The 23,537-nt window shown below is 55.4% G+C and carries 23 protein-coding genes and 1 tRNA gene; 16 read left to right on the top strand and 8 right to left on the bottom strand.

The genetic code is table 11. The annotated features are described in order from the left end of the window. Positions 1-1,545: 1,545 nt before the first annotated feature. Positions 1,546-1,618 (bottom strand) — tRNA-Ala (locus AC58P5_RS11000). Between the two features lie 200 nt (positions 1,619-1,818). Here AC58P5_RS11000 and AC58P5_RS10995 point away from each other — a divergent pair. The 3 genes from AC58P5_RS10995 (at position 1,819) to AC58P5_RS10985 (ending at position 3,157) form a co-directional block, all read left to right on the top strand. Beyond that, positions 1,819-2,157: a hypothetical protein gene (locus AC58P5_RS10995; protein ID WP_497386328.1), complete on the top strand. Its 339-nt coding sequence runs from the start codon at positions 1,819-1,821 to the stop codon at positions 2,155-2,157. A gap of 67 nt (positions 2,158-2,224) precedes the next feature. Next, positions 2,225-2,728 (top strand): VanZ family protein, encoded by a 504-nt coding sequence (locus AC58P5_RS10990; RefSeq protein WP_497386326.1) that lies wholly within the window; start codon positions 2,225-2,227, stop codon positions 2,726-2,728. Positions 2,729-2,791: 63 nt separating this feature from the next. Further along, on the top strand, positions 2,792-3,157 hold the full coding sequence (locus AC58P5_RS10985) for a hypothetical protein (RefSeq protein WP_497386324.1): 366 nt from the start codon (positions 2,792-2,794) through the stop codon (positions 3,155-3,157). A gap of 380 nt (positions 3,158-3,537) precedes the next feature. Here the strand turns inward: AC58P5_RS10985 and AC58P5_RS10980 are convergent, their stop codons facing one another. Continuing rightward, the gene (locus AC58P5_RS10980) at positions 3,538-3,831 is read right to left on the bottom strand and encodes a hypothetical protein (protein WP_497386322.1); all 294 of its coding nucleotides are present in this window, start codon (positions 3,829-3,831) and stop codon (positions 3,538-3,540) included. A 204-nt stretch (positions 3,832-4,035) separates the two neighbouring features. Between AC58P5_RS10980 and AC58P5_RS10975 the strand changes: the two genes are divergently transcribed. The 4 genes from AC58P5_RS10975 (at position 4,036) to AC58P5_RS10960 (ending at position 6,184) form a co-directional block, all read left to right on the top strand. Then, a complete protein-coding gene (locus AC58P5_RS10975) occupies positions 4,036-4,701 on the top strand; it encodes a tetratricopeptide repeat protein (RefSeq protein WP_497386320.1) in 666 nt (221 codons plus the stop codon). Positions 4,702-4,835: 134 nt separating this feature from the next. Then, on the top strand, positions 4,836-4,997 hold the full coding sequence (locus AC58P5_RS10970) for a hypothetical protein (RefSeq protein ID WP_497386318.1): 162 nt from the start codon (positions 4,836-4,838) through the stop codon (positions 4,995-4,997). Between the two features lie 5 nt (positions 4,998-5,002). Next, complete coding sequence (locus AC58P5_RS10965) at positions 5,003-5,434, top strand: DUF86 domain-containing protein (RefSeq protein WP_497386316.1); 432 nt, start codon at positions 5,003-5,005, stop codon at positions 5,432-5,434. Positions 5,435-5,545: 111 nt separating this feature from the next. Beyond that, positions 5,546-6,184 (top strand): helix-turn-helix transcriptional regulator, encoded by a 639-nt coding sequence (locus tag AC58P5_RS10960; RefSeq protein WP_497386314.1) that lies wholly within the window; start codon positions 5,546-5,548, stop codon positions 6,182-6,184. Positions 6,185-6,498: 314 nt separating this feature from the next. On the opposite strand, the gene AC58P5_RS10955 is transcribed toward AC58P5_RS10960, so the two are convergent. Together AC58P5_RS10955 and AC58P5_RS10950 are read right to left on the bottom strand one after the other, a co-directional pair. Continuing rightward, positions 6,499-7,284, bottom strand: a complete 786-nt coding sequence (locus tag AC58P5_RS10955) for an MBL fold metallo-hydrolase (RefSeq protein WP_497386312.1) — start codon at positions 7,282-7,284, stop codon at positions 6,499-6,501. Next, positions 7,272-7,931 (bottom strand): bifunctional 4-hydroxy-2-oxoglutarate aldolase/2-dehydro-3-deoxy-phosphogluconate aldolase, encoded by a 660-nt coding sequence (locus tag AC58P5_RS10950; protein WP_497386310.1) that lies wholly within the window; start codon positions 7,929-7,931, stop codon positions 7,272-7,274. The genes AC58P5_RS10955 and AC58P5_RS10950 overlap by 13 nt, the downstream gene beginning before the upstream one ends. 347 nt (positions 7,932-8,278) lie before the next feature. Here AC58P5_RS10950 and selD point away from each other — a divergent pair, with 347 nt between their 5' ends. The 4 genes from selD (at position 8,279) to AC58P5_RS10930 (ending at position 11,981) form a co-directional block, all read left to right on the top strand. After that, positions 8,279-9,340, top strand: coding sequence for a selenide, water dikinase SelD (selD, locus tag AC58P5_RS10945; RefSeq protein ID WP_497386308.1), 1,062 nt, complete (start codon positions 8,279-8,281; stop codon positions 9,338-9,340). A 38-nt stretch (positions 9,341-9,378) separates the two neighbouring features. Then, the gene (gene mnmH, locus AC58P5_RS10940; RefSeq protein WP_497386306.1) at positions 9,379-10,449 is read left to right on the top strand and encodes a tRNA 2-selenouridine(34) synthase MnmH; all 1,071 of its coding nucleotides are present in this window, start codon (positions 9,379-9,381) and stop codon (positions 10,447-10,449) included. 201 nt (positions 10,450-10,650) lie between these two features. Beyond that, positions 10,651-11,172, top strand: coding sequence for a DUF948 domain-containing protein (locus tag AC58P5_RS10935; RefSeq protein ID WP_497386305.1), 522 nt, complete (start codon positions 10,651-10,653; stop codon positions 11,170-11,172). A 467-nt stretch (positions 11,173-11,639) separates the two neighbouring features. Next, positions 11,640-11,981 carry a YtxH domain-containing protein gene (locus tag AC58P5_RS10930; protein WP_497386303.1) on the top strand — a complete coding sequence of 114 codons (342 nt, stop codon included), beginning with the start codon at positions 11,640-11,642 and terminating at the stop codon, positions 11,979-11,981. Between the two features lie 134 nt (positions 11,982-12,115). Here AC58P5_RS10930 and AC58P5_RS10925 read toward each other — a convergent pair whose 3' ends face one another. Continuing rightward, entirely contained in the window at positions 12,116-13,741 is a 1,626-nt protein-coding gene (locus AC58P5_RS10925; protein ID WP_497386301.1) for a response regulator, read from the bottom strand. Beyond that, positions 13,738-15,555, bottom strand: coding sequence for a cache domain-containing sensor histidine kinase (locus AC58P5_RS10920; RefSeq protein ID WP_497386299.1), 1,818 nt, complete (start codon positions 15,553-15,555; stop codon positions 13,738-13,740). Before AC58P5_RS10920 ends, AC58P5_RS10925 begins: the two co-directional genes overlap by 4 nt. A gap of 239 nt (positions 15,556-15,794) precedes the next feature. Here AC58P5_RS10920 and AC58P5_RS10915 point away from each other — a divergent pair, with 239 nt between their 5' ends. From AC58P5_RS10915 to AC58P5_RS10905, 3 genes are all read left to right on the top strand, one after another. Then, positions 15,795-16,679: a carbohydrate ABC transporter permease gene (locus tag AC58P5_RS10915; protein WP_497386297.1), complete on the top strand. Its 885-nt coding sequence runs from the start codon at positions 15,795-15,797 to the stop codon at positions 16,677-16,679. Then, positions 16,676-17,512: a carbohydrate ABC transporter permease gene (locus tag AC58P5_RS10910; protein WP_497386295.1), complete on the top strand. Its 837-nt coding sequence runs from the start codon at positions 16,676-16,678 to the stop codon at positions 17,510-17,512. The genes AC58P5_RS10915 and AC58P5_RS10910 overlap by 4 nt, the downstream gene beginning before the upstream one ends. A 174-nt stretch (positions 17,513-17,686) precedes the next feature. Next, positions 17,687-19,000, top strand: coding sequence for an ABC transporter substrate-binding protein (locus AC58P5_RS10905; protein WP_497386293.1), 1,314 nt, complete (start codon positions 17,687-17,689; stop codon positions 18,998-19,000). Positions 19,001-19,245: 245 nt separating this feature from the next. Here AC58P5_RS10905 and AC58P5_RS10900 read toward each other — a convergent pair whose 3' ends face one another. Further along, complete coding sequence (locus AC58P5_RS10900) at positions 19,246-19,821, bottom strand: GNAT family N-acetyltransferase (RefSeq protein WP_497386291.1); 576 nt, start codon at positions 19,819-19,821, stop codon at positions 19,246-19,248. A 551-nt stretch (positions 19,822-20,372) separates the two neighbouring features. Further along, positions 20,373-21,233: an AraC family transcriptional regulator gene (locus AC58P5_RS10895; RefSeq protein ID WP_497386289.1), complete on the bottom strand. Its 861-nt coding sequence runs from the start codon at positions 21,231-21,233 to the stop codon at positions 20,373-20,375. 104 nt (positions 21,234-21,337) lie between these two features. On the opposite strand from AC58P5_RS10895, the gene AC58P5_RS10890 reads away from it, so the two are divergent. Then, positions 21,338-21,772 carry a disulfide oxidoreductase gene (locus AC58P5_RS10890; RefSeq protein ID WP_497386287.1) on the top strand — a complete coding sequence of 145 codons (435 nt, stop codon included), beginning with the start codon at positions 21,338-21,340 and terminating at the stop codon, positions 21,770-21,772. Positions 21,773-21,919: 147 nt separating this feature from the next. Continuing rightward, positions 21,920-23,221, top strand: a complete 1,302-nt coding sequence (locus AC58P5_RS10885; RefSeq protein ID WP_497386285.1) for an alpha-glucosidase/alpha-galactosidase — start codon at positions 21,920-21,922, stop codon at positions 23,219-23,221. The last annotated feature ends 316 nt before the right edge of the window (positions 23,222-23,537 follow it).

Here is a 23,537-nt window from a genome sequence, read left to right as displayed (position 1 = left end):
GGAAACTAATAAATTTGGATGGCTCGCTCTTTCATTGATATGAAGAAGACGGCGTATTAGAAATGGGCGATAACTATCATGAGAAGCAAATGAGGGTAATAAAGGAATTTGAAAGACGAAGAAATGGTATCCATCAGTATCTGTTTCATACAGGTACAAAGGCTGACAATCCGGTTTTATTATATTTACATGGCGGACCTGGTAGCGTCGAATCCCTATAGTTATTTTGTGCCAACTCAAATTAAGTCCAGACTCTGCGTTGAACCTATATATTCATACTTGTAAACTCTTCCTGTCATTCCGGATGGTACAGCACGAAGCCGGCCCTTGTCTGCCAATTTGCGACAATACTTGATGATGGTCTCCTTATGAAGTGCAAGTTCTCTGGCTGCAATCGCAGGTCGAATCGTCCGGTGATTCCCATATCTATGCCCTCTCTTGAGTGCATCCTTCCGCTCCCCTTGCCGCCTCGTCAGATGATGATGGATCCATTTGTCGTGTTCAACCTGAAAACTCATCTTCATATACACCTCCATGAATGAATCTACTGTTTATGTTCCCCTCTACCAAGCTCTGAAAAAATAAAACACCCGGTCATTCCCTTCGCATAAAAGGAAAACCGGGCGTGCTTCGCTACCAAATATATGTATAATTAGTTTACTCTGTGCTGTTGCCGACTGACTGGTCTGACTGACTGGTCTCTTGAGGAAAAAGGGCTGTCCCTATGATTTGTACGTTTTTTCGTATAAAATCCTAGATCCTAAGTCGCACTCGAGCTAGTTTATACGATATTTCGTATAAAATCAGTGCGTTCGAACGCATAACCCGTTGGTTTATATGATTTTTCGTACAAAACCGGAGCATTCGAGCGCATACCACGTTGATTTGTACGATTTTTCGTATAAACCACCTCAGCTCCTGCACTCGTGCACATGCACATTCCTATTTTGCACAAAACGGTCCCAAATACTCCGGAAAACGCATCAAGGGACCGAAACCAAAAATCATCCGATCCCTTGATACACAAGGCTTTGCTCGATATGGAGCCTAGGGGGATTAAGCTCGCACTGGCTCGCTAATCCATCATGGGATGTATGAATCCTGATTAAATGTACATAGATGTATTTCAATGAAGCAGATCGCAGCGGAAGATTCGGACGCCGTGCTCCTCCACGGAAGCAAAGCTTCGAAGCCTATTCACTCGTTCCGTGCGCGCGGACTGAACCCTCGGGGTTCGGCCCCGCTTGGCTCAAACAACAAAAAGCACTCCGAAGAGTGCTTTTTGTCTTATATGGAGCCTAGGGGGATATGCCTCGCAAGCACTCGGCTATCCGCTGAGGGATGTCCGAATCTTTGATCGAACGGCTGACGAAGTTAACTCGGCGCAGCATTCTAGCGGAAGATTCGGACGCCGTGCTCCTCCACGGAAGTAAAGCTCCGAAGCCTATTCACTCGTTCCGTGCGCGCGGACTGAACCCCTCGGGGTTCGGCCCCGCTGGCTCAAACAACAAAAAAGCACTCCGAAGAGTGCTTTTTTGTCTTATATGGAGCCTAGGGGGATCGAACCCCTGACCTCATCGCTGCCAGCGATGCGCTCTCCCAGCTGAGCTAAGGCCCCGTATCATACCCGTGATTTGTATTATACATAGATCCGGGGCTCAAAGCAAGCCATGTCTCATTCCGGCCCAGGGCACCCGAAAAAGTACTTTTTTTGACGTATTCACCGCTCTGTCTTTGTTGTAAAACGCCGCGTTTTCATGCTACCCTTAGGTCAGTATGCGTTCCGCCGGAACGTAATTTTTGGCAGGAGTGGTCCTATTGTCGAATAATACGCTCTACTGGGTGTTTACGATTCTGGTATTCGGAATCACGCTGATCATGGGAATCGTCCTCATGCGGCGCACCCGTAAACTATGGCTTTCCTTCGGAATTTCGTCTCTTTTCAATACGGTGATGACGGTTTTGGTCTGCCTCTGGTGGGCCCGTATTACGGATGACGCCTACAGTGTGCTGTTTCATAACGCGTTTTTCCTGCTGGGCTATTTCAATGTCATCATTATCGACTTTTTTGCTCTGGTGAGTATCCAAAGAAAGACATCGGGCGAAGGGGTCAAAAAACGTAAAAAAACTTACGAAGAAGAATACGGGGACACCTGATTGTCCGCCTGCTCCGGCAGTTGGGGGCAGATTCAGGCAGTTCGTGTAAGGAGGCTGGCACAAAGACATGAAGCCCCGTTTACGCACGTATGGCTGGTGGCTGGCCGCGACGCTGGTCTGGATGATATTTATTTTCGCAAAATCCGCCGAGACGTACCAGGAGCAGGATATGCGGCCTTTTTTCCGGGATCTGGTTCAGGAGGATGTGCTCCGGCAGTGGATTCCCCATGTGGAATTTACTTACGACGGCGGGCTGGTCACGTACCAAAAGCCGTATGATTTCGCCGAATTTATCATCCGTAAAGCAGGCCACGTATCCGAGTTCGCTCTGCTCGCTTTTCTCTGGATCCGCACGCTGCTGGCGATGAAAAGACCCTACTGGACCGCATGGCTCGCCGGCGGTTTTCTGTCCGTACTGTATGCCGCATCCGATGAATGGCATCAGAGCTTCGTGCCGGGACGGACAGGGCACGCCATTGACGTAGGGATGGACAGCGTAGGCGTGCTGCTGGTCATGGCCGCTTTCGCGGCAATCCGGCTGATCCGGTCCGGGAACGTTCGCGGCCGATAAAATACGCTCCTCCGGGCATACTACCTGCTAAAGGATAGAATGCCAATGACAGGAGAGAGAGCGATGACCTACATCAAACATGCCAAAGTAACCCGGATTACAAACCACAAAGACACCAAAGTAGCCGATGTCGAATTTTCGGTAGAAGGCTTTGACAAGCCGCTGCTGGCCAAGTTCGAAAAGCCTCACGGGGCATTGTCCTCAGGCGGCGCCGGGGAAGCGTCCTTCAAGCTCGGACCGGTTTACCGCAATGACGCCGATCTGGCGCTGGATTGGTACAACAACAACCTGCATGACGCGTACGAGGACATTACCGCCGAGCTGCTTTCCAGCTCGACCAACATTTACGAGCTGCAAAAAGATCAGCTGGAAGCGAGGCTGCTGGAGCACGGGGACGTCAAGCGTGAACTCGAGGAAGGCTTCTTTTAAATGTCCCGTGGGACTCCCCCTCAAGGTAATAGAGACGTGCGGGACCCGAGGCTGCTGCGTTTGGACATACCTGAGGCCGACGAGAGTTTGGGCAAGCGGGCAAGCTCACGCGCCTCATTCCGGGCCTGAGCCCGAGCATCTTGAGCCGTGCAGGAGCTGTGCAGCTCCACAGCTCCTTTTCACACTGCGCAGTTCCGGCGCGCGGTATGGCGTCTCATGACAGCGGACACCTACATGCTGCAGGCCGCAAGATGCCCGACTCCCGGCCTCTCCGCAGAACCCCGTCCCGTAGAAAAAGATCGCTTTTCCGTCCGGAGGACGAAGAAGCGATCTTTTTAAATTCCGACACCCCGCGGGAAAAGGAAGCCCTTGGCCGGAGATTACTTAGTCCCTTTTTCCACTTGAACGGGCAATCCGTACTTGGGCGCAACCTGCTGATACCTCTTGTCCACCGTCTGCCAGCGGAACATACCGAAGAAGAACCCGATAAAGCAGAACACGATCAGCCGGATCGGCAGCCAGATCCCGATCAGTTCGCCGGTCAGCGAGTATTCCAGAAGCGAGACGAGAGCGGTCAGGACTAGTCCCACCGGGAGTGCGAAGTTGAGCATGACGTACATACCGGGACCTTTGCGCCGCATAACACTCCATTTACGCGCTTGTTGTTCATTCATATTCAGACCGAAATCCTTTCTGCGTGAGAATGCTGAGTCTAATTATACTAAAAAGAGGCCGGAAGCACACACCTCCTTCAGGAAAAATGTCCCGGCCTCCGCAGACGGCTGTCACAACAATGTCACACAAACAAATTCATGAGGTTTTTTGAAAATTATGGTACGATAAGTTGCGGAAAGAAAAGGTCGGAAGGAGAGATAGGTTTGCTTGGGAAATTTTTTCTGTTCTCGCTCTTGCTCTATATCACCCGGAGTCCTCTGCTCGCATTGATCATTCTGCTCGTTCTTTTGTATGTCATCGACCGCCGTTTTATCGGTCTTTCACCCAGTCTGCTGCGGCCTTTGAAAAGAAACCGGCGCATCTCGCAGCTGAGACAGGAGCTGCGCGCGAATCCGCATCACGCTTCCTCGAAGCTGGAACTGGCGCGTCTGCTGATCGACAAACGGAAATACCGCGAGGCGCTTGTCTATTTGCGCGAGGTGGAGCCGGTCATGTCCGAATCGGCGGATGTCGCCTATGAGATCGGCCTGTGTCTGCTGAAAATGGATCAGCTGCAAGAAGGCCTTGCTTACATGACAAAAGCGCTGGAGCTTAACCCCCGCGTCAAATACGGCGACCCCTATCTGCAAATGGGCGAAGCCCTCGCGGAGAGCGAACCCCGGCAGGCCGTGGACATGCTGGAACGTTTCCGCGACGAACAATCCTCTTCGGTGGAAGCTTATTATCGCCTGGGGCTGCTTTACCAAAAGCTCGGCCGTATCGAAAAAGCGAAGGAAGCTTTCCAAGAATCCGTCGACGTTTACAAATCTCTGCCTAAATACAGCAGGCGGAAACAGCGCCGTTGGGCGATCCTCGCCCGGTTTAAGTGACGATTGGCGTCAAATGCTTGCGAAGTTGTTGCCCAGAAGCCCGCGGCTTCGCTTGACGGCGGCGCCGGGGGTTGGCTACACTTAGTTGAGAGAAGAAAGCGGCGCAAGCCGACAAGAAAGGTACTGGAATACAGATGGATCTAATGTACATTGCAGCGGCCGCCGGAGATAGCGGGAAGTCCAAGCTCAGCATGGAATACTTGATGCAGAGCGTACTTCTGGTCATAATCGTTGTGATTATGTTCGTGATTATGCTGGCCTGGTCGAAATGGAGCAAGAAAAGGAGGCGGAAATAACCGCCATGTATTATGTTAATGTGGATCAAATCAAGCAAAGACTCGCTTTCGTACCCGAACTGCTGACAGGCTGCAGCGAACTGGAGCAGGCATTCTCAAGCGGCGACAATCGCCTGATCACGTACCTGGCCCAGGAGCGTGTTCTTCATCTGGCGATCGAAACCGTCACGGACGTGGGGAGCCTGATCATTGACGGCTTTCTGATGAGGGACGCAAGCAGCTATGAGGACATTATCGAAATTTTGGGAATGGAAAAAGTATTTTCGGAGGAAACGACAGCGGCTTTGCTGTCGCTGGTGAAACTTCGCAGGCCTCTCGTACAGGAGTACGATACGTTTTCCAGAGAAGGGGTTCACCCTCTGTTGAAAGAACTGCCCGTCATTCTCCCGGATTTCACCCGTTCGGTGGAAGCTTTTATCGAGAAGGAAATGATCTGATACTCGGGAAAGGACGCATCCCGGTGTTTTTATACTTTTATGTTTCATAATTTACTTATGCCAAAGGTTACGATACAATGAGACTATCTAGGCATCAGGCAGGTGATTCTCATGTATCGCGACGCAGAGCTGTCGACCCGCAAAATCGTGTTATCTCTGCTCAGGACCCGGGGCCCTCTCAGTGTAGGGGAACTTGCCAAGGAGCTTGGGATCACGGAGATGGCCGTCAGACGCCATTTAAACACGCTGGATCGAGATGGTTTTATCGAATCAAAGCTGGCACGCCAAGCAATGGGCAGGCCTTTGCATATGTATTCGCTCACGAAAGAAGCGGATGAATTATTTCCCAAGAAATACAACGCGCTGACTCTGGATCTTCTGGAGGAGCTGGTTGCGGAAGAAGGCGAAGGGAAGCTGACGAGGCTTTTTCAAAGGCGCAAAGACAAGCTTTCGGAGCGTTACGGTTCCCGTATGGAAGGCAAGTCTTTCCCGGAGAAGGTGGCGGAGCTGGCCCGGATTCAGAACGATAACGGCTATATGGTTAGTTTGGAGCAGGGGGAGAACGGGGATTATATTCTGAATGAGCATAACTGCCCCATCGCCCAGGTTGCGGACCAATACCAGCAAGCCTGTCAATGTGAGCTTGCTTTGTTCCAGGAGCTGCTCGGAACGCCGGTCGAACGCACCGAGTGTTTAGCCAAAGGCGGGACCAAGTGCGTGTATCAGATCCGCCGGGCGGAGAGCGTGTAGCTTCTCTTTTATAGAACCGGCCGCGTTAAAATGAAAAGAAGAAGCCAGCCCTGTCCCTACGGACGTCCGGGCGGGCTTCTTCTTTTTGCCAGTATAGAGATGCGGAGGGAGCCGGATGCCATTCCTAAGGGGCATTCCTTCCCTGCTTTGGGACTAAACCGGGGATCTACCGAGATCAATAGCTAAACCAAGCATGAATGAGACGGATGCCGCTTATGGCACAAAAGCTGCGCTGCAGGATCGGCTCGGCTGAATAACCGACGGCTCGTGCGACGACGGCGCTTCTTATTCGCAAGGAGCGAAGGAGTCCGTCGTTAGCCGGAATCGCGGGACAGGGCCACACTCAGCCCGGCCTGAGCGAACCTGACGCCTGCAGGGAGGGCGTAGTCCTTCAGCAGGTCGATTCCGTGCGACAGATGCGTGAAAACAGTGCGGGAAGGCTTCACTTCCCGCAGCAGGTCAAGCGCTTCCGTCACGTCGTAGACGGAGCGGCCGGCCCCTTCCTCCTTGTAGAAGCTCGTGCCGAGCACAAGGAGATCGACACCTCGCATAGGAGCTTTCTCCTGCTCGTTCAAGCCGATGGAATCGGGGCAATACACGAAGCTGAAGCTCTCCTTGCGGTCGAAGCGCAGGGCAAAGGAAAACCCGTTTGCCCCGTGCGTCACCTTCCACAGGCGGATCTCCCAGCCGCCGAAGGAGAACCCTTCATCGACCGCGACATAATCGAGGTTGCGGTCGATCCAGGGGAAGATGGCGCGGATGCGGTCCACGACTTCCGCGGCGGCATACACCCTGCCGCGGATGCCCAGCCAGCGGCAGAGATCGGCGTACTCCGGAAGGCCGCCGATATGGTCGTAATGCGCATGGGTGATGAGCACATGGCGCAGGTCTCTAAGGCCGGCCCGTTCCATTTGCAGGCCCCAGTTCGGCCCGCAGTCGAGGAGCAGACGGCCTCCGGCCGTGCCGGTATCCAGCAGCGCGGACGAGCGCAGTCTGCGGTTGACCCCGGTTGTGCGGGCTTCGCTGCAGACGCCGCAGTCGCAGTAGGCGCGGGGGACGCCCATCGAGTCGCCCGTGCCGAGGAACGTCAGGAAGTCCATGCGGCTTCCCTCCACTCGGATACGGCTGCGGTAAACCGCCGTGCGTTCGCCGTGATGACATCGAAGCGGCCCGCTTCGATATCGGCGAGCTTGCACAAGGAACTGCCTACGCCGGCCGCATAGCAGCCCGCTTGCAAATATTCGCCGATGTTGCCGGCCGTGACGCCGCCTACGGCGATCATAGGCACCCGGTCCAGCGGTCCCATCAATTCGCGTATGTAGGTAAGGCCGAGCCCGGTGCTCGGGAACACTTTGACGGCCTGCGCGCCGGCTTTCCAGGCCCGGACAATCTCGGTCGGCGTCATCGCGCCCGGGAAAATCGGGATGCCCTGCGACACCGAATACGCGATCACGGCCTCGTCGGTGTTCGGGGTGACGAGGAAAGAGGCGCCGGCATTGATGGCCTCCCTGGCATCCTCCAAGTCCAGCACAGTGCCCGCCCCGATAAACATGCGGCCGCCGAGCCTGCTTCTCAGCTCCCGGATCATGTCCAGTGCCCCGGCCGTATTAAGGGTTACTTCGAGGACGGTAACACCGCCTTCCAGCATCGCTTCGGCAGTGGAGATAATCTGTCCCGGTTTGACGCCCCGGAGAATGGCGATAAGTCGGGTGCGTTCCAGTTCCTGGAGTCCCTGTTCACGTTCCACAGTCGTTCACTTCGCTTTCGGTTGTTTGAGCGGGAGAGACTCCCGTATAGCTCCATGTTATCACATGAAAAGGCGTGTCGTCATGAGCAGCCGGGAGGGGCGAAGAATAAGAACGAACGGATATGTAAGCCAAAGACCGGCAGCCTTCCGCTGTGACCGATCAAAGGGAGAAGCGTCTCCCATACGCTCCGCGTGAACGATCAATAAGATTAAACAAGGACGGTCAACAAGCTATCAACAAATCCGGTCAGCAAGACCTAAAACGACAAGATTATTTTAAGAATCCGCAAGCTTGGTATACAATAGAAGAAGCGCTTCAACCATTCTGTGTGAAAAGGGTGAACCCCATGAAAGATGCTCAACGAATCAAATTAACTTCCCTCTCGAGCAAAGGAGGCTGCGGTTGTAAAATCGGTCCCGCCGATTTGTCTCAGGTTCTGCGGGGCATGCCGACTCCAATGCCGAATCCGAATCTGCTGGTCGGTCTGGATACGAGCGACGATGCAGGCGTATATAAACTCAGCGATGATCTGGCTCTCGTGCAGACCGTCGATTTTTTTACTCCGATTGTAGATGATCCTTATTCTTTCGGCCAAGTTGCGGCAGCGAACGCGATCAGCGATATTTACGCCATGGGCGGCAAGCCTCTGACCGTGCTGAACATCGTGGCTTTTCCGATCAAAACGCTCGATAAGCAGGTGCTTACCGATATTTTGAGAGGAGCGGCCGATAAAGTCCAGGAAGCCGGCGCTACGCTTGTAGGGGGCCATTCCATCGACGATAACGAGCCGAAATTCGGTCTTGCCGTAACGGGGCTGATTCATCCGGACCGGGTGCGGACCAATGCGGGAGCGAAGCCCGGGGACAAGCTGATTCTGACGAAGCCGATCGGCGTGGGCATTTTGACGACGTCCATCAAAAAGGATCAGCTCAGCGAGGAAGAAGTGCAGCGCGTCACGTCGGTGATGGCGACGCTCAACAAAACGGCCGCCGAAGTCATGGACGGCTTCGAGGTTCACGCATGCACGGACGTCACCGGCTTCGGGCTTCTCGGACACGCGTCCGAGGTTGCCAAAGGCAGCGGCGTTGGCGTGCGCATCGGCGCCGATGACGTGCCGTTTCTTCCGCGCGTGCGCGAGCTGGCCGAAGCCGGCTTCGTACCGGGCGGCACGAAGAACAATTTTGCGCACGTACAGGATACGGTCGATTTCGATCCGTCTATCGATCAAATCGGCCAGTGGATGCTGTGCGATGCGGTGACATCCGGCGGGCTGCTGATTTCGGCGGCGGCTGCGGATGCGGACGAGCTGCTCGCCCGGCTGCTGGCCGCAGGCGTCGAAGCGGCGATGATCGGCGAAACGACGGCCGATCATCCGGGACGGATTGCCGTCGCGAAGACCATCCGTTAACAGCCTGTTTTCGGCAAATCAAAGGAGTGTTTGCAGCAATGTTTCGTGATATTACGGTTGAACAACTGCTTGAGCTGCAGGAGCAGCGGGGCATCCAACTGATCGATGTGCGCTCGGAGGGAGAATTCGAAGAATTCACCATCCCCGGAAGCAGAAATATTCCGGTGTTCGACAACGGGGAACGCAAAGAAGTCGGCACCATTTATAAGCAGGTCAGCGTTCAGGCGGCGAAGGAGAAGGGGCTGGAGATTTTTTCGGCCAAGCTGCCGTCATTTATCAAGCAGTTCGAAGAAATACCCGGGCAGAAGGCCGTTTTCTGCTGGCGCGGAGGCATGCGGAGCAAAACGGCCGCGACGGTGACATCTCTGATGGGGATTCAGATGTACAGGCTGTCGGGCGGCATACGTTCTTACCGCAAATGGACGCATGAAAAGCTGGAAACGTTCGAGTTCAAGCCGGTCTGCGTCGTGATAGGCGGTCCGACCGGTTCGGGCAAAACCGAGCTGCTTCAGAAGCTGAAAGCAGCCGGATATCCGGTGCTGGATCTGGAGACGATGGCGCAGCACCGCGGCTCTATTTTCGGCCAGATCGGACTTCGGCCCAGCAATCAGAAGACGTTCGAGTCGAGGCTGGTCCATGAGCTGATGGAAGTCAACGAACAGCCTTTCGTCCTCGTGGAAGCCGAGAGCAAACGCGTCGGGAAGGTGGTTATGCCCGATTTCCTGTTCAATGCCAAAGAAGCGGGAATCCCCCTTTTTCTGGACATTCCGATGGAGCGCCGTGTGGCCAATATCGTGGCGGACTACCAGCCGTCTTCGCATAAGGAAGAATGTATCGATGCGTATCAGCTCATTAAGAAGCGGATCCATTCGCCCATTGCGGCCGCCATTGAGCAGCATTTGAAGGAAGACCGGTTCGGCGAGGCGGTCGCCCTGATGCTGGAGCACTATTACGACCCCCGGTATGCGCATGCCGCGCTGAACTATGAGCAGGAAACCGTTACGCTGCAAGCTGCAGATACGGACGAAGCTTTCCGTCTCGTTACCGCCCGGCTTAAAGAGCGTTTCCCGGGCTATCGACCCAAAATTCAATCTTCGAACGCTGTCTGATGTTTGATCTGAGTTTGATCGAAGCATCCGTTCCTCCCGTTTTGTGCGGGTTGGACGGGTGTTTTTACGTTTTTCCCCATTTTTCTTCCGGAAGCTGTGTCAAAAACGGGAGATACGCTTATACTGTATTATCCCCTGGGCATTCGTCTAGAAGACAGACAGCCGCAGCGGGGGCACACTAACAGCGGAGGTGGCGAAAGGATGACGTGGATCGAATTGTCCGCCGTTTGCGCGGCAATCGCATTTGCGATCCTGGTCTGGCAGGCGGTGCTGGCGCTTCAAGCGTTCCGGCAGTCTCTCGTCCGGCTGGAGGAAGCGCTCGGCCAATCCAGGCTGAGGCTGGAGGAGACGGCGGACCGGACAACGGAGCTTCTGAAAGAGACGAGAGAGCTCGCCGCGGAGACACGGTCGCACCTCCGCACCGCCGGGGGCGTTCTGGACGGAGCCGCAAAGTTCGGCACCGCCCTGCATGAAGGCGCGGAAGCTGTCGGCGGCGCGGCGTCCGCACTGGCGGAGTCGGTTCTGAAGGTACAGCACGCTGTACATACCCGGCAGAACCGGATTGCGGAAGCCGCCGACTGGACGGCTGCGGGAATCGAGCTGTGGCGCCGGTGGCAGAAAAGCAGAAGCGAAGCCGCAGCCGAGCCTTCCGCACCTTCGCCGGATTCGGGCGTCCCGTCCTCCGCCCGGCGGGAGAAAGGCGTTTCCCCGGGAGGTCTGTAGAGGCGCAGCACCGCGGATACCCGAAGCCGGAAGCTGAGCCTGTTGCCGGCAGATGGCCGAAGGCCTGAAGGCGGAAAGCCCAGCTGAAGCCCGAGCTGAGGAGCGAGCTGAAGGCTGAAATTAAAAGCCGTCTGGCTTAAGGCGTCCGCAGTGAAGCTAAGCCAAGAGCCGTACGCCGTCAGCCGTAAGCAGAGGACGGAGCCAGTGCCGTACACCGTCAGGCGTCCGCAGAGAACCTAAGCCAAGAGCCGTCTGCTGGAAGCCGTAAGCAGAGCAACGGAAGCCGCAAGCCGAAGGCTGGAGCCGGGAGTCGCAGACCCAAGCCGCCAGGCCACTGACGCATCGCCCCCGCTGACGCAAGGACTATGCTGCCGTTTGGCAGAGAGCGGATGCACCCTGAGGCCGGACTGCATGGAGAAGCTTCGCGGTCCGGAAAATCCCCACCAATTTTAAAGGAGAGATGTAAAATGGCTAACTCGACAAGAACGAAAGATCTCGTATTCGGAGCGTTATTCGGAAGTGTTGTGGGCGCGGTAACGGCGCTGCTGTTTGCTCCTAAGTCGGGCAAGGAGCTGCGTTCGGATATTGCCGTGCAGGCGGCCAACGTGTCGGAGAAAACGCAGGAAATCGCACGCACCGTAGGGGAGAAGACGTCTGAGCTGGTCGGCAAGGCGAAAGAAGTCACGCTCAACGCGACCGAAGGAATCCGCTCCTTGAAAAACGGAGAAGGCCAAATCCCAGGCAAGCTGGCGGCGGAGGAAATTGCGGCTTCCGAAGCGGCGCCGGATCTGGTTATTATCGGGAAATAAAAAAAACAAAAGAACAGCGGCGGCCCGCTAACGGGCCGCCGCTTCTTTATGGAACAAAAGGAAGGATCGATTGCATGGAATGTCGGCATGGAACCGGGGGAAGGAGGCACTTGCGCAAACGGTCTGCCGCCCCTTCAATCCGCCTCCGGACAAGCGTTCCGCTTGCGGAACAGATTCGGGGAGATGCCTTCGCTTTTTTTGAAAGCGCGGCTGAAATATTTCTCGTCCTGGTAGCCGACCGCTTCCGCGACCGTATTGATCTTTAGCTCGGGATCGGCCAGCAGCAGCTTGGCTTTGTTAAGGCGCAGACGCGTTACGTAATCCGATAAATTTTCTCCGAATTCGGTCTTGAACGAACGGGAAATATGGCTCGGGCTGAGGTGGAACCTTTCGGACAAATCGTCGAGCAGAATTTGTTCGCGGTAATGAAGCCGCACGTACTTCTCAATGCTGCGGATCACCGAATTCCGGTCTCCCCGCAGCAGAAACTGGGCGATGCCGGTCAGAATCGATTCCATCCGCTTCGTCCAGATGGTCAAGTCCGGCTTTCCGTGCTCGTCAAGCGGCAGGCAGAAAGACAAGTCGTCCGCCGTGCTCAGCCGTTCCTCGCCGTCCTCATCGACCTCGTTCTCCAGCAGCAGCCGGCTGTGGAGGAGGGTAAACTCCTGCCACCACATTTCCAGCTGGCGGGTGTGGATATACGGGAGCTTGCGGATTTGCAGCTCCCACTGCTCCAGTACGCGGCGGATGCCCGCCAAGTCGTTCATCCGGACCGCCAGCGTCAGCTCGTCCTCGAAGGCGGCCAGCGGCGCCTGCAAGGAGCCGAGGGAATGCCTGCGCACGTGATAGGGATGCAGGAAGATGTCCTGCTCCCGGAGGTTGCGCAGCTGAAGGGCCGTCTCCGCTTCGTGGAACGTGCGCTGAATCCCGGAGGGAAACGGCTGGACCGTTCCGTAGCCGAGGTGGAAGTGCCCGCGCAGGGCGGCGTAGAGTCCCGCGTTGATCTCCTCCAGGATCGCTCCCGCCTGATGGAAGCGGTCGAAGAAGAGCAGGACGGCCGCATGACGGTGCCAGTGGCGGAACGCGAGGCCGAGGTTGCTTTTGCTCATAAATTCGCTGCATATGTTCGTGACCGCAAACAAGAGCAGATCCATCGCGCTCTCGAACTTTGTCTGCAGCCTCGCATCCAGCGGCTGGAGAGAGACGACGGCGGCGAGAACCTGTTTCTGATCCCGGCCGATACCGAATTCACGTTCCAGCGTTTCCGCGTGAAGGGGATACTGCTCGGGATCGAGCAGCAGCTGGACGAAGCTCTTGTCGGCCAGCATCGGTTTGTACAGGTTCGCTTTCGTCTCCGACTGCAGCCGCTGGGTACGTTCGTTCTCTTCGCTGCGCCAGGCCGCGACAGCCCGGCCGACCGCTTCTTCCAGCTCCTCTTCATCGATCGGCTTCAGCAGGTAATCGAAGCTGCCGAACTGGAGGGCGCTGCGCACATAAGTGAAATCGTCATAGCCGCTGATGACGATCGCTTTGGTCGGAATGCCGCTCTCGGCGATCCGGCTGAGCACGTCAAGCCCCGTCAGGCCGGGCATCATGATGTCGGTAAAGACAAGCTGGGGCTTCTCGTCGTTCATCAGACGGATGCCTTCCTCGCCGGACGACGCCTCCAGCACTTCGGTGATGCCGTGCCGCTCCCAGTCCACAAGCAGCCGGATCGTCTCACGGACGTGAGCTTCGTCATCAATGAGGAGTGCCTTCATTCACTTTCACCTTCTTCCTGCATAATCGGGAGCGTCAGTAAGACCCGGAAACCGGCGTCTTGTCCGCGGTCAATCTCCATGGTGGTCTGCTCCCGGTAATAAAGCTTGAGGCGGGATAGCACGTTGGCCAGGCCGATATGGCCGCCGGGCTGGCCCATTTCCGCCATACAGGCTTCCAGGTCCGCCCGCAGTGCCGTCAGTTCGTTCTCTCCGATGCCCAGCCCGTTATCGGAAACCTCGATTTGCAGGTGGCTGCGGGCTGCGGAAGAACGGCATACGATGCGGACGGTGTTATCGCTCCGGCTGCCGTCGAATCCGTGCTTGAAATAGTTTTCGACAAGGGGCTGGATGACCATTTTGGGCACGAGAATCGTTTCCAGTCCGGGTTCGAGTTCCATTTCCGCTTCAAACTGGTCCCGGAAACGCTGTTTTTGAAGCTTGAGATAGGACTTGGCGTAGTCCCATTCGCTTTTTAACGGAACGATCGTTTCTTCCGTTTTCATGCTGTACCGCATCATTTTGCCGAGGGAGGAAATAAGGGAATAGACCTCCCGGTCTCCTTTCTGGAGGGAACGGGCGGCGATCGACTGCAGAGCATTGTTAATGAAATGCGGATTAATCTGGGCCTGCAGCGCTTTGAGCTCATTCGTTTTATTCGCGACTTCCAGCTTATACTCCCGGAGAATCAACTCATTGATGGTGTGCATCATCGAACGGAAGCGTCTGGCAAGTACGCCGAGCTCGTCGTCGGCTTTGACCCGGATGTCCACGTTCATGTTCCCGGACTCGATTTTGTTCATATAGCCGATCAGCGCGGAAATAGGCGCCGTCATCCGAAGCGAGACATAAATCGTCACGACGGTAGCCAGTCCCAGAAAAATAACGCCGACGAGCGTCCAAATGCCGGTAAGCTCCCGTTGGCTTTTGTAGAGAACGGAGTCGGGGACTCCTTTGACGAGCAGCCAGCTGCCGCCGGGCGCACGAATGGTTTCGTAAATATGGATGCCGTTGTAGGAAGCATCCTCCGAACGGAAGTAACCGCGTTCCGCGCGGGCAGCCGACTGGTTCAGCTCCTGAAGCCATGGCACGGGTTTCTTGCTTCCTTCGGGATCGGGGTGGGCCTGGTACATAATTTCGTCGGACGGCCCGATTATATAAAGTTCTTCGCTTCCTTTGGAGTATAGCTCGTCACAGATCGCTTTGATCGTGTCCGGCGAGAAATCCAGGGACAGGGAGCCGAGCGGAATGTTGTCCACGATATTGGTCAAGGCCGTCTGATAGGTAAATACGTCTCCGGACGAGTAGAAGAAAAATTGTTTGCCGTAGGCGGACATGGGGTGAGGAGGCGTAATCCGGCTTTCTTCCCGGCGGATATCCGGTTTGAACGGCGCGGCTCCCTGATCGGTCCGCACGAGCCTGTTTTCCGATAAAAGATACGATTTGCGCGCTTGTTCCACATATAAGTAAACTTGCCGGACATCCTGCGACGCATACTTCAACGTCTGCATGGAGCGCAGAATTTCCTGCTCCGTCAGAAACAGCCGGGATTCGGAAAAGAAGTTGTCCGTCCGGTTCTCCAATATTTCGAGCATCACGGTATTGTGGTACAAAAGCTTCATATTCTGCTCGACGCTCTGGAGGTAGGTATCCAGATTGAGCTTTCCCTGGTGAATCAGATTCAGATTGTCCCGGATCGCTTTGTCTTCCAGCTTGGACTTCGTATAGAAGTGAGAGACGAGAATGGAAGTCGCGATCGGCAGGATCGTAGCCGCCAGAATAAAGGCGATCAGCTTGTTGCGGAGTCTGGACCGCATCGCAATTCCCCCTGTCGCTGCTTAGTGGTCATGCCGGCTTCTTGTCGGCATAGTAAGTGTACATCAGGATGCCGGGCATGCAAATACACGGGCGAAAGTTTTACCCCTCAGCGCAAAATAGTCCACCAAAGGAGCAATTTAAGGTGTGTTTAACGTCGTTAAACTGAATTACAATCACAGTATAAATCATAAAAAGACACATTTGAAAGCGATTGCACTCAGAAAGGGGGAGGGAAATCTTGACGACTCGCTCCAAAACGCACGACGGGCTCCAGCAATGGGTATTTGTCGGACCGGCTCTTTTATTCTTCACCTTGATCGTCGTCGTTCCGTTTCTGATGAGCCTTTATTACGCCTTTACGGAATGGAACGGAGTCAGCGAAGGGGTTAAATTTATCGGTTTGGACAACTTCAAACGGATCATTTTCGAGGATACCGATTTCCATAATGCCTTCTGGTTCACGATCCGGTTTTCGGCAGCCATGATTATTTTAACGAATCTGGTCGGGTTTGTCCTGGCTCTGCTCCTGACGAAAGCGTTTAAAACGCGCAACATCCTGCGGACGGTGTTCTTTATGCCGAACGTTATCGGGGGCCTGCTGCTCGGCTTTATCTGGCAGTTTATCTTCGTAAAAGGCTTCGCCTCGCTCGGGGAGATGACGGGAATCTCGTTCTTCAATCTTCCTTGGCTGGGAGACGCGCCTACGGCCTTCTGGGGAATCGTGATCGTATCGGTATGGCAGGGAGCCGGTTACCTGATGGTCATTTACATTGCGGCGCTGGCCAACGTGCCCAAAGACCTGATGGAAGCGGCCACGATCGACGGTGCGGGAAAATGGCAGCTGCTGCGCAGCGTCACGATGCCGCTGATCATGCCGGCCTTTACCGTCTGTCTGTTCCTGACGATCTCCTGGGCGTTCAAAATGTTCGACCTGAACTTGTCCCTGACCAAAGGCGGCCCGTTCAACTCCACGGAATCGGTGGCGCTGAACATCTACCAGGAAGCGTTCCGGAATAACCGGCTCGGTCTGGGTACCGCGAAAGCGCTGATCTTCTTCTTCGTGGTCGCTCTGATCTCCCTCATCCAGGTTTCCTACACCAAGCGGAAAGAGGTGGAATCATGAGCAGCGGAAGCAAGTATACGTCGCGGACCTTTATACTGGAAATTCTTACGGCCCTACTGGGCATCCTATTCCTTGTCCCGTTCTACTTCGTACTTGTGAATTCATTTAAACCGTTTGCGGAGCTGCTGCAAAATACGGCTTCGCTTCCGAAGTCGTTCAGCCTGGAGAACTACTCCAGAGTCGTGGATATCATCCACTTTCCGCAAGTGATGGGCAACTCGCTGATGATTACGGTGCTGTCGAATATCGGACTCGTTATTTTCGCCTCCATGTCGGCCTACCGGTTCGTCCGCAAGCCCACCAAGCTGAACAACATGCTGTTCCTGCTGTTCGTAGCGGCCATGGTCATCCCGTTCCAGTCCATCATGATTCCTCTCGTAAAGGTTGCCAACAACCTGGGACTGATGGACAGCCGGCTCGGACTTGTCGTCTGCTACTTCGGCTTCGGGGTTTCCCTGAACGTCTTCTTGTTCCACGGATTTATCAAAAGCATTCCGAAGGAAATCGAGGAATCGGCCACGGTGGACGGCTGCGGATGGTTCAGCATTTTCTGGCGGATCGTATTCCCGCTGCTGAAGCCGATTGCGGTGACCGTGATTCTGCTCAACAGCTTGTGGATCTGGAACGATTACCTGCTTCCGTCCCTCGTTCTGACGAACACGAAGCTGCATACGATTCCGCTCGCCACTTATGCGTTCTTCGGCCAGTACACGAAGCAGTGGGATCTCGCCATGGCGGCGTTGACGCTGGGCGTTCTGCCGATCATCATCTTCTTCCTGCTGCTGCAGAAGCACATCATCGAAGGCATCACGGCCGGCTCGGTCAAAGGCTGAGCGCATCCGGCGGGATTTCGACCCTACGGGTACTTTTCGCCAAGACAACATTTCTTCGCATCACCAGAGAACGGCGATTATCCCGGTTCCCGGGGTTTACCGCATAGAGCAGTACCGATTGAACAAGCTTGTACAAGAAACCAGGTTTGCACTAGAAAAGGGAGGTTTTCTTTCATGACCACAAATAAAAAATGGATCGCGGTAGGTTTGACCACCGCTCTTGTAGGCGGTTTGCTCGCAGGCTGCGGCAATAAAGACCAGGGGCAAGGCGGAGCGTCTCCATCGGGTTCCCCGGCGGCAGGCGGCGAGAAGAAAAACGTCACGCTGAAAATGTTCCAGTTTAAAGTGGAAATCGCCGAGGCGCTTTCGAAGCTGATTGCCGAATACGAAAAAGAAACCGGCGTCAAAATCGAAGTTCAGACCGTCGGCGGCGGTGCAGACTACGGCGCGGCGCTGAAAGCGAAATTCAACTCCGGCGACAAGCCCGACATTTTCAACAACGGCGGCAACTCCGATCTGGACGTTTGGCAGGAGCATCTGGAGGATCTGTCCGATCAGCCGTGGGTAAAAGATCTGGCGCAAGGCGCAGGCGATCCCATCTCCAAAGACGGCAAAATTTACGGCATGCCGGTAGGTCTTGAAGGATACGGCTATATCTACAACAAAGACCTGTTCCAGAAAGCGGGCATCACCGAGCTTCCGAAGACGCTGACACAGCTGGAAGACGCGGCCAAGAAACTGCAGGCGGCAGGCACTACGCCATTCGTGAACGGCTACGGCGAGTGGTGGGTACTCGGCAACCACTTCGTGAACGTCCCGTTTGCAAACCAGCCGGAGCCCGACAAATTCATTAAAGGCCTGAACGACGGCTCGCAAAAAATTCCGGGCAATGCCGTGTTCGACAACTGGGTGAAGCTGTTTGACCTGACGCTCAAATATGGCAACAAAAACCCGCTGCAGACCGACTACAACACGCAAGTGACGGAGTTTGCAACCGGCAAAGCCGCTATGACGCAGCAGGGCAACTGGACGCAGGTTCAAATTTCCAAAACGAACCCGAACCTCAACATCGGCTTCCTTCCGATGCCGATTTCTGACGATGCAGCCGCTAACGACAAACTGCTCGTAGGCGTGCCGAACAACTGGGTGATCAACAAGAACTCCCCGAACAAGGATGAGGCGAAAAAGTTCCTGAACTGGCTCGTAACGTCCGATATGGGTAAAAAGTATATCACCAACGAATTCAAGTTCATTCCGGCTTTCAAAACCATCTCCGTGGACGAAAAAGTCGTAGGCCCTCTTGCCGCCGACATTATGAAATACGCGAAAGACGGCAAAACGCTTTCCTGGAACTGGTTCAAATTCCCTGGCGGCGAAGCGACTTCCAAGAAGTTCGGCGACACTATGCAGGGTTATGTAGGCAAACAGCTCAGCAAAGATCAGATGCTTCAAGACTTCCAGAAAGCCTGGGACAGCTTGAAGAAATAACGGAACATGAGGAAAAGCCCGGCATCCGTTTAAGACGGACGGCCGGGCTTTTTATCTGCTTTTCGAGAACGATTGAACATACAAATTTTGCGTTCATGAAATGGAGAAATGAGGGAGCTTTTCGCCAGCCGGATATACAGAACCGAGCTTGGACAAACGCTTGAAACTTGTCCGTTTTTGTATGATAATTGCAGTGGAACTAGAAAAAAATGTATGTATTCGCCGGAGGCAAGCTCCCTTCGTAATCATCCGAAATCTTCACTTGTAAGCGCAAACAAGATGTGATCCTCCCACACGCCGGCGATGTTCAAATACCGCGGGCTGAGGCCGATCCGCACGAAGCCGCACTTCTCCGCTACGCGCAGCGAACGCGCGTTGCGTGGGATTATCGCGGCCTGCACCCGGTGCAGGCCGAGGGGGCCGAAGGCGATGCGCAGGCATTCGCGCAGCGCCTCGGTCATCAGGCCGCGGCCGCCGTACGCCGCGTCGATGCTGTAGCCGACGTACGCGTTCTGGAACGGACCGCGGCCGATGTGGCTCAGCCGGACCGTTCCGATGAGGAGGCCGTCCGGCTGATGGAACACGCCGAAGCTGTAGGCGCGGTCGGTCGCGGATTCGTCCTCAAATCCGCGGATGGCCGCCTGCTGCGCTTCGGCCGTGAAGAACGCTTCGCCGCGCACGGGCTCCCACGGAGCGTGCTCGGCGCGGTTGCGCTGCCGGTAGTCCAGCAGCGCGTGGGCATCCTCCGGCGCTAACAGCCGGAGGTACAGGCGGCCGGTTTCGAAGCGGCCGCCGGGGGAGAGCAGAGGAGTGTGATTCATAGGTTTTGGATTCCTTTCCTGTCTGTGTATTCGCTTATATGAGCGTAAAATCGTGCGAGTGAGCAAGGAGCCGGGACGCTGTCGCCCATACCGGCCGGTCGGCGTGTGATTCGGGCGTGCCGCTCTGCCCGCCCGACAGCATGGGCAGAGTGGCACGCCCGACAGCATGGGCAGAGTGGCACGTGTAGTGGTTGCGGCATCCGGAGAGGAAGGCGGCAGGCTGCACCGCGCTCGGAGGAAGGCGGCAGGCGAGCCCCGCGAGGCCGCTCCATCCGCTAGTGTCAAGCCGCGGTGGAGCGGCGGCACAACGGCTAGCGGACGGCGGCCGTCTGCCTGTCACACAGCGGCGCCCTCCCAGCGCACAGCATAATGTGGCGCCGCTTGAGGGTGGCCGCCCACATGCCCCGCGCTGTGCGGAGCGGCCGCTGCGGCCGGCGTCAAGACGACCGTGCCGTTAGACGGCTTTCGCCGCTACTGCCGTCTTCCGCCGTCCATTTCCATATGTCCGCCTTCCGGACGTACACCTGTTTCCCGGCCTCGCTCCGTCTTCTCTACCGGGAGCAGTCGTAGGCAAGCCGTCCGTGCTTGGTGCGGTATTCGGAAGGCGTGCAGCCGAACCATTTCTTGAACTGCTTCGAGAAATAGAGCGGATCCGAGAAGCCTACGGAGTAGGCGATCTGCTCGATCGTCGAGCCTTCCGTCATGAGAAGCTTGGCCCGTTCCATGCGGATTTTAAGCAGAAACTGCGTCGGCGTGAGGCCCGTGTGCTGCCGGAACAGCTTCGACAAGTATGTGCGGTGGTAGCCCATATGCTGCGCAAGCTGCTCGATGGTCACCGGCTGGGCGTACTGCAGCTGCAGCCACCTTACGGCGCGGTCAATCTGCTGCCGGCCGGCGTCGGTTTCCTCGCCTCTGCGCTGGGGGACATCGGCGTGCGCGGCAAGCTTGGCGAGCAGCAGCCTCAGTTCGCCCTCCGCCTCCAGGTCGCAAGCCGGGCCCGCCTCCCGCAGCGCACGTTCGGCCCGGCGCAGGAAGACGGGCAGGCGGGAGTGGCCTTCCGCGTGAACGACCGGCCTCTGCGCCGTGATGCCGAGGCGGATCAGCAGGTCGTCGGCGGAGGTGCCCTTGAAGCCGATCCACCTGTAGCGCCAAGGTTCGCGTGTGTCCGAGGCGTAGGTGACGACTTCGCCGGGGAAGATCACGAAAGTGTCGCCCGGCCCGAGTTCGTACTCTTTGCCGAGGCAGCTGAAGCGGCCCTTCCCGAATTCCACGGTATGAATCAGGTAGTAATCCAGCATCTGCGGACCGACTTCGTGGTACGGAGCGGTTTGGCCGTAACCCGCGAACAGGACGAACAGCTCTCCTTTGCCGTTATAGGGATTGACCGACACAGAGTGAAACGGTTTAAGCATGATAAGCCTCCAATCACGATAGAAGAACGATAGACTTCGGACGCTTCATTTTTTATAATATAACATGCACGTCAAGATTGAGCCGGGAGAGGAGCAAGACCGTATTGAAATCGAACTCGTTTCTAAAAAATAACGCCCTTCACATGGCCTGGGCCATTTCCGTGGTTGCTACGCTCGGCAGCCTCTATTTCTCGGAAATTATGGATTTTACGCCGTGCAAGCTGTGCTGGTACCAGCGTATACTGATGTATCCGCTCGTGCTGATTCTGGGCATCGCCGCAACCCGCAAGGATAACAAGCAGGTTATTTACGCGCTGCCGTTTTCCGTCTGGGGGATGGGCATTTCCCTCTATCACTATCTTATGCAAAAAACGCCCCTGTTTAAAGAGGCAGCTTCCAAATGCGGCATCGTCGCATGCGATCAGGATTACATCGACTGGCTCGGATTTATTACGATCCCGCTGCTGGCCTTCACGGCTTTCACGCTGATTACCGTGATTCTCGGTCTTCTGTGGGTTCAAATGCGCAAAGAAAAATAAGGCGGTCCGTTCCGGATTGTTCAGCCAGCAATTTTCACACTACAAATCTCCATACGAAAGTGGGATGTCTCCATGTGCGGTACCGCCTTAAGACGGTATAGTGCTAGGTATAGGCATTCCACTTTTTTATTCGGGAGATGAGAAAAGATGTCCAAAATTACGTTCATGGGCGCAGGCAGCACGGTGTTCGCCAAAAATATATTGGGAGACTGCATGGTAACGGAGGCGCTGCAAGGCTACGAGCTCGCTTTGTTCGATATTGACGGGGAGCGGCTGCGCGATTCCGAGACGATGCTGAACCATATCAAAAACACCGTAGGCAGTACGTGCCGGATCAAGGCGTACGGCGACCGCAAGGAAGCGCTCCGCGGAGCGAAGGTGGTCATCAACGCGATCCAGGTCGGCGGCTACGATCCGTGTACGATTACGGATTTTGAAATTCCGAAGAAGTACGGCCTGCGCCAGACGATTGCCGATACGGTCGGAATCGGCGGGATTTTCCGCAATCTGCGCACGATCCCGGTCGTGCTCGATTTCGCCAGGGACATGAGGGAAGTGTGTCCGGACGCCTGGTTCTTCAACTATACGAATCCGATGGCGGTGCTCACGAATGTACTCAATACGTACGGCGGCGTCAAAACGGTCGGCCTGTGCCACAGCGTTCAGGCGTGCATCCCGTATATGTTCAAACATCTGGGCATCGACCCCGAAGGCGTCCAGTCCAAAATCGCCGGCATCAACCATATGGCATGGCTGCTTGAAGTAACGAAGGACGGCAAAGATTTATATCCCGAAATCAAGCGTCTGGCGAAGGAAAAACAGCAAGAAAAGCATCATGACATGGTACGGTTCGAGCTTATGTTCCGGTTCGGTTATTATGTAACGGAGTCGTCCGAGCATAATGCGGAATATCATCCGTATTTTATCAAACGGAATTATCCCGAGCTCGTCGAGAAGTTCAACATCCCGCTGGACGAATATCCCCGCAGATGCGTGAACCAGATCGAACGGTGGAAAAACCTCCGGGCCGAGCTCGTTAACAACCCGCAGCTGGAGCACAAAAGGTCCCGCGAATATGCTTCCTATATGATCGAAGCGATGGAGACGAACGTCCCGTACAAGATCGGGGGCAACGTGATGAATACCGGGCTGATCACGAACCTGCCGAAGGAAGCCTGCGTGGAAGTGCCATGCCTGGTCGACGCGAGCGGCATTACGCCTACGTATATCGGCGATCTGCCTCCTCAGCTGGCGGCGCTGAACCGCACGAATATCAACACCCAACTGCTGACGATCGAGGCGGCCGTTACCCGCAAGAAGGAGCATATTTATCATGCGGCTATGCTGGACCCCCACACGTCCGCGGAACTCTCGATCGACGATATCGTTGCGCTCTGCGACGAGCTGATAGAAGCGCACGGAGACTGGCTGCCTGCTTATACCTCCTGATCCTGTTACGGAACAAGGGCCCGAAATTCTTTTCCATGGATTTCGGGCCTTTTTTTTCGGGCCCGAATAGTTTCCGACACGCTTCCCGATCATTAGGCAAAAATTCGCTCCGCATCTACTTCCGAAGTCCCCCTTTCGGCTCTCTGCCAGATGTCCCGGTATTCATTTCTGAGCGCACCGTTCGACGTTATTTTGAAAATAATTTCCGTCTAAAATTATAATAAAAAAAGTTGTTTCCTTTTAATTTTTAGGGTGCTATGATAGCTCCATCTTAAGTTCGAGTGCTGCGAAAAGGAGGCCGAAAACTGCATAAAGG

The sequence above is a fragment of the Paenibacillus sp. JT31N7 genome (assembly GCF_059692095.1).
The sequence above is the reverse complement of the archived record's forward strand: the minus strand, read 5'-3'. Positions and strand labels throughout refer to the sequence as shown.

Coding starts and splice junctions, on each gene's coding strand:
- AC58P5_RS10935 (WP_497386305.1), top strand. CDS start 10,651: ATGACGTGGATCGAATTGTCCGCCGTTTGCGCGGCAATCGCATTTGCG.
- selD (WP_497386308.1), top strand. CDS start 8,279: ATGAAAGATGCTCAACGAATCAAATTAACTTCCCTCTCGAGCAAAGGA.
- AC58P5_RS10930 (WP_497386303.1), top strand. CDS start 11,640: ATGGCTAACTCGACAAGAACGAAAGATCTCGTATTCGGAGCGTTATTC.
- AC58P5_RS10905 (WP_497386293.1), top strand. CDS start 17,687: ATGACCACAAATAAAAAATGGATCGCGGTAGGTTTGACCACCGCTCTT.
- AC58P5_RS10960 (WP_497386314.1), top strand. CDS start 5,546: ATGTATCGCGACGCAGAGCTGTCGACCCGCAAAATCGTGTTATCTCTG.
- AC58P5_RS10885 (WP_497386285.1), top strand. CDS start 21,920: ATGTCCAAAATTACGTTCATGGGCGCAGGCAGCACGGTGTTCGCCAAA.
- AC58P5_RS10985 (WP_497386324.1), top strand. CDS start 2,792: ATGACCTACATCAAACATGCCAAAGTAACCCGGATTACAAACCACAAA.
- AC58P5_RS10990 (WP_497386326.1), top strand. CDS start 2,225: ATGAAGCCCCGTTTACGCACGTATGGCTGGTGGCTGGCCGCGACGCTG.
- AC58P5_RS10900 (WP_497386291.1), bottom strand. CDS start 19,821: ATGAATCACACTCCTCTGCTCTCCCCCGGCGGCCGCTTCGAAACCGGC.
- AC58P5_RS10920 (WP_497386299.1), bottom strand. CDS start 15,555: ATGCGGTCCAGACTCCGCAACAAGCTGATCGCCTTTATTCTGGCGGCT.
- AC58P5_RS10910 (WP_497386295.1), top strand. CDS start 16,676: ATGAGCAGCGGAAGCAAGTATACGTCGCGGACCTTTATACTGGAAATT.
- AC58P5_RS10895 (WP_497386289.1), bottom strand. CDS start 21,233: ATGCTTAAACCGTTTCACTCTGTGTCGGTCAATCCCTATAACGGCAAA.
- AC58P5_RS10980 (WP_497386322.1), bottom strand. CDS start 3,831: ATGAATGAACAACAAGCGCGTAAATGGAGTGTTATGCGGCGCAAAGGT.
- AC58P5_RS10955 (WP_497386312.1), bottom strand. CDS start 7,284: ATGGACTTCCTGACGTTCCTCGGCACGGGCGACTCGATGGGCGTCCCC.
- AC58P5_RS10965 (WP_497386316.1), top strand. CDS start 5,003: ATGTATTATGTTAATGTGGATCAAATCAAGCAAAGACTCGCTTTCGTA.
- mnmH (WP_497386306.1), top strand. CDS start 9,379: ATGTTTCGTGATATTACGGTTGAACAACTGCTTGAGCTGCAGGAGCAG.
- AC58P5_RS10925 (WP_497386301.1), bottom strand. CDS start 13,741: ATGAAGGCACTCCTCATTGATGACGAAGCTCACGTCCGTGAGACGATC.
- AC58P5_RS10970 (WP_497386318.1), top strand. CDS start 4,836: ATGGATCTAATGTACATTGCAGCGGCCGCCGGAGATAGCGGGAAGTCC.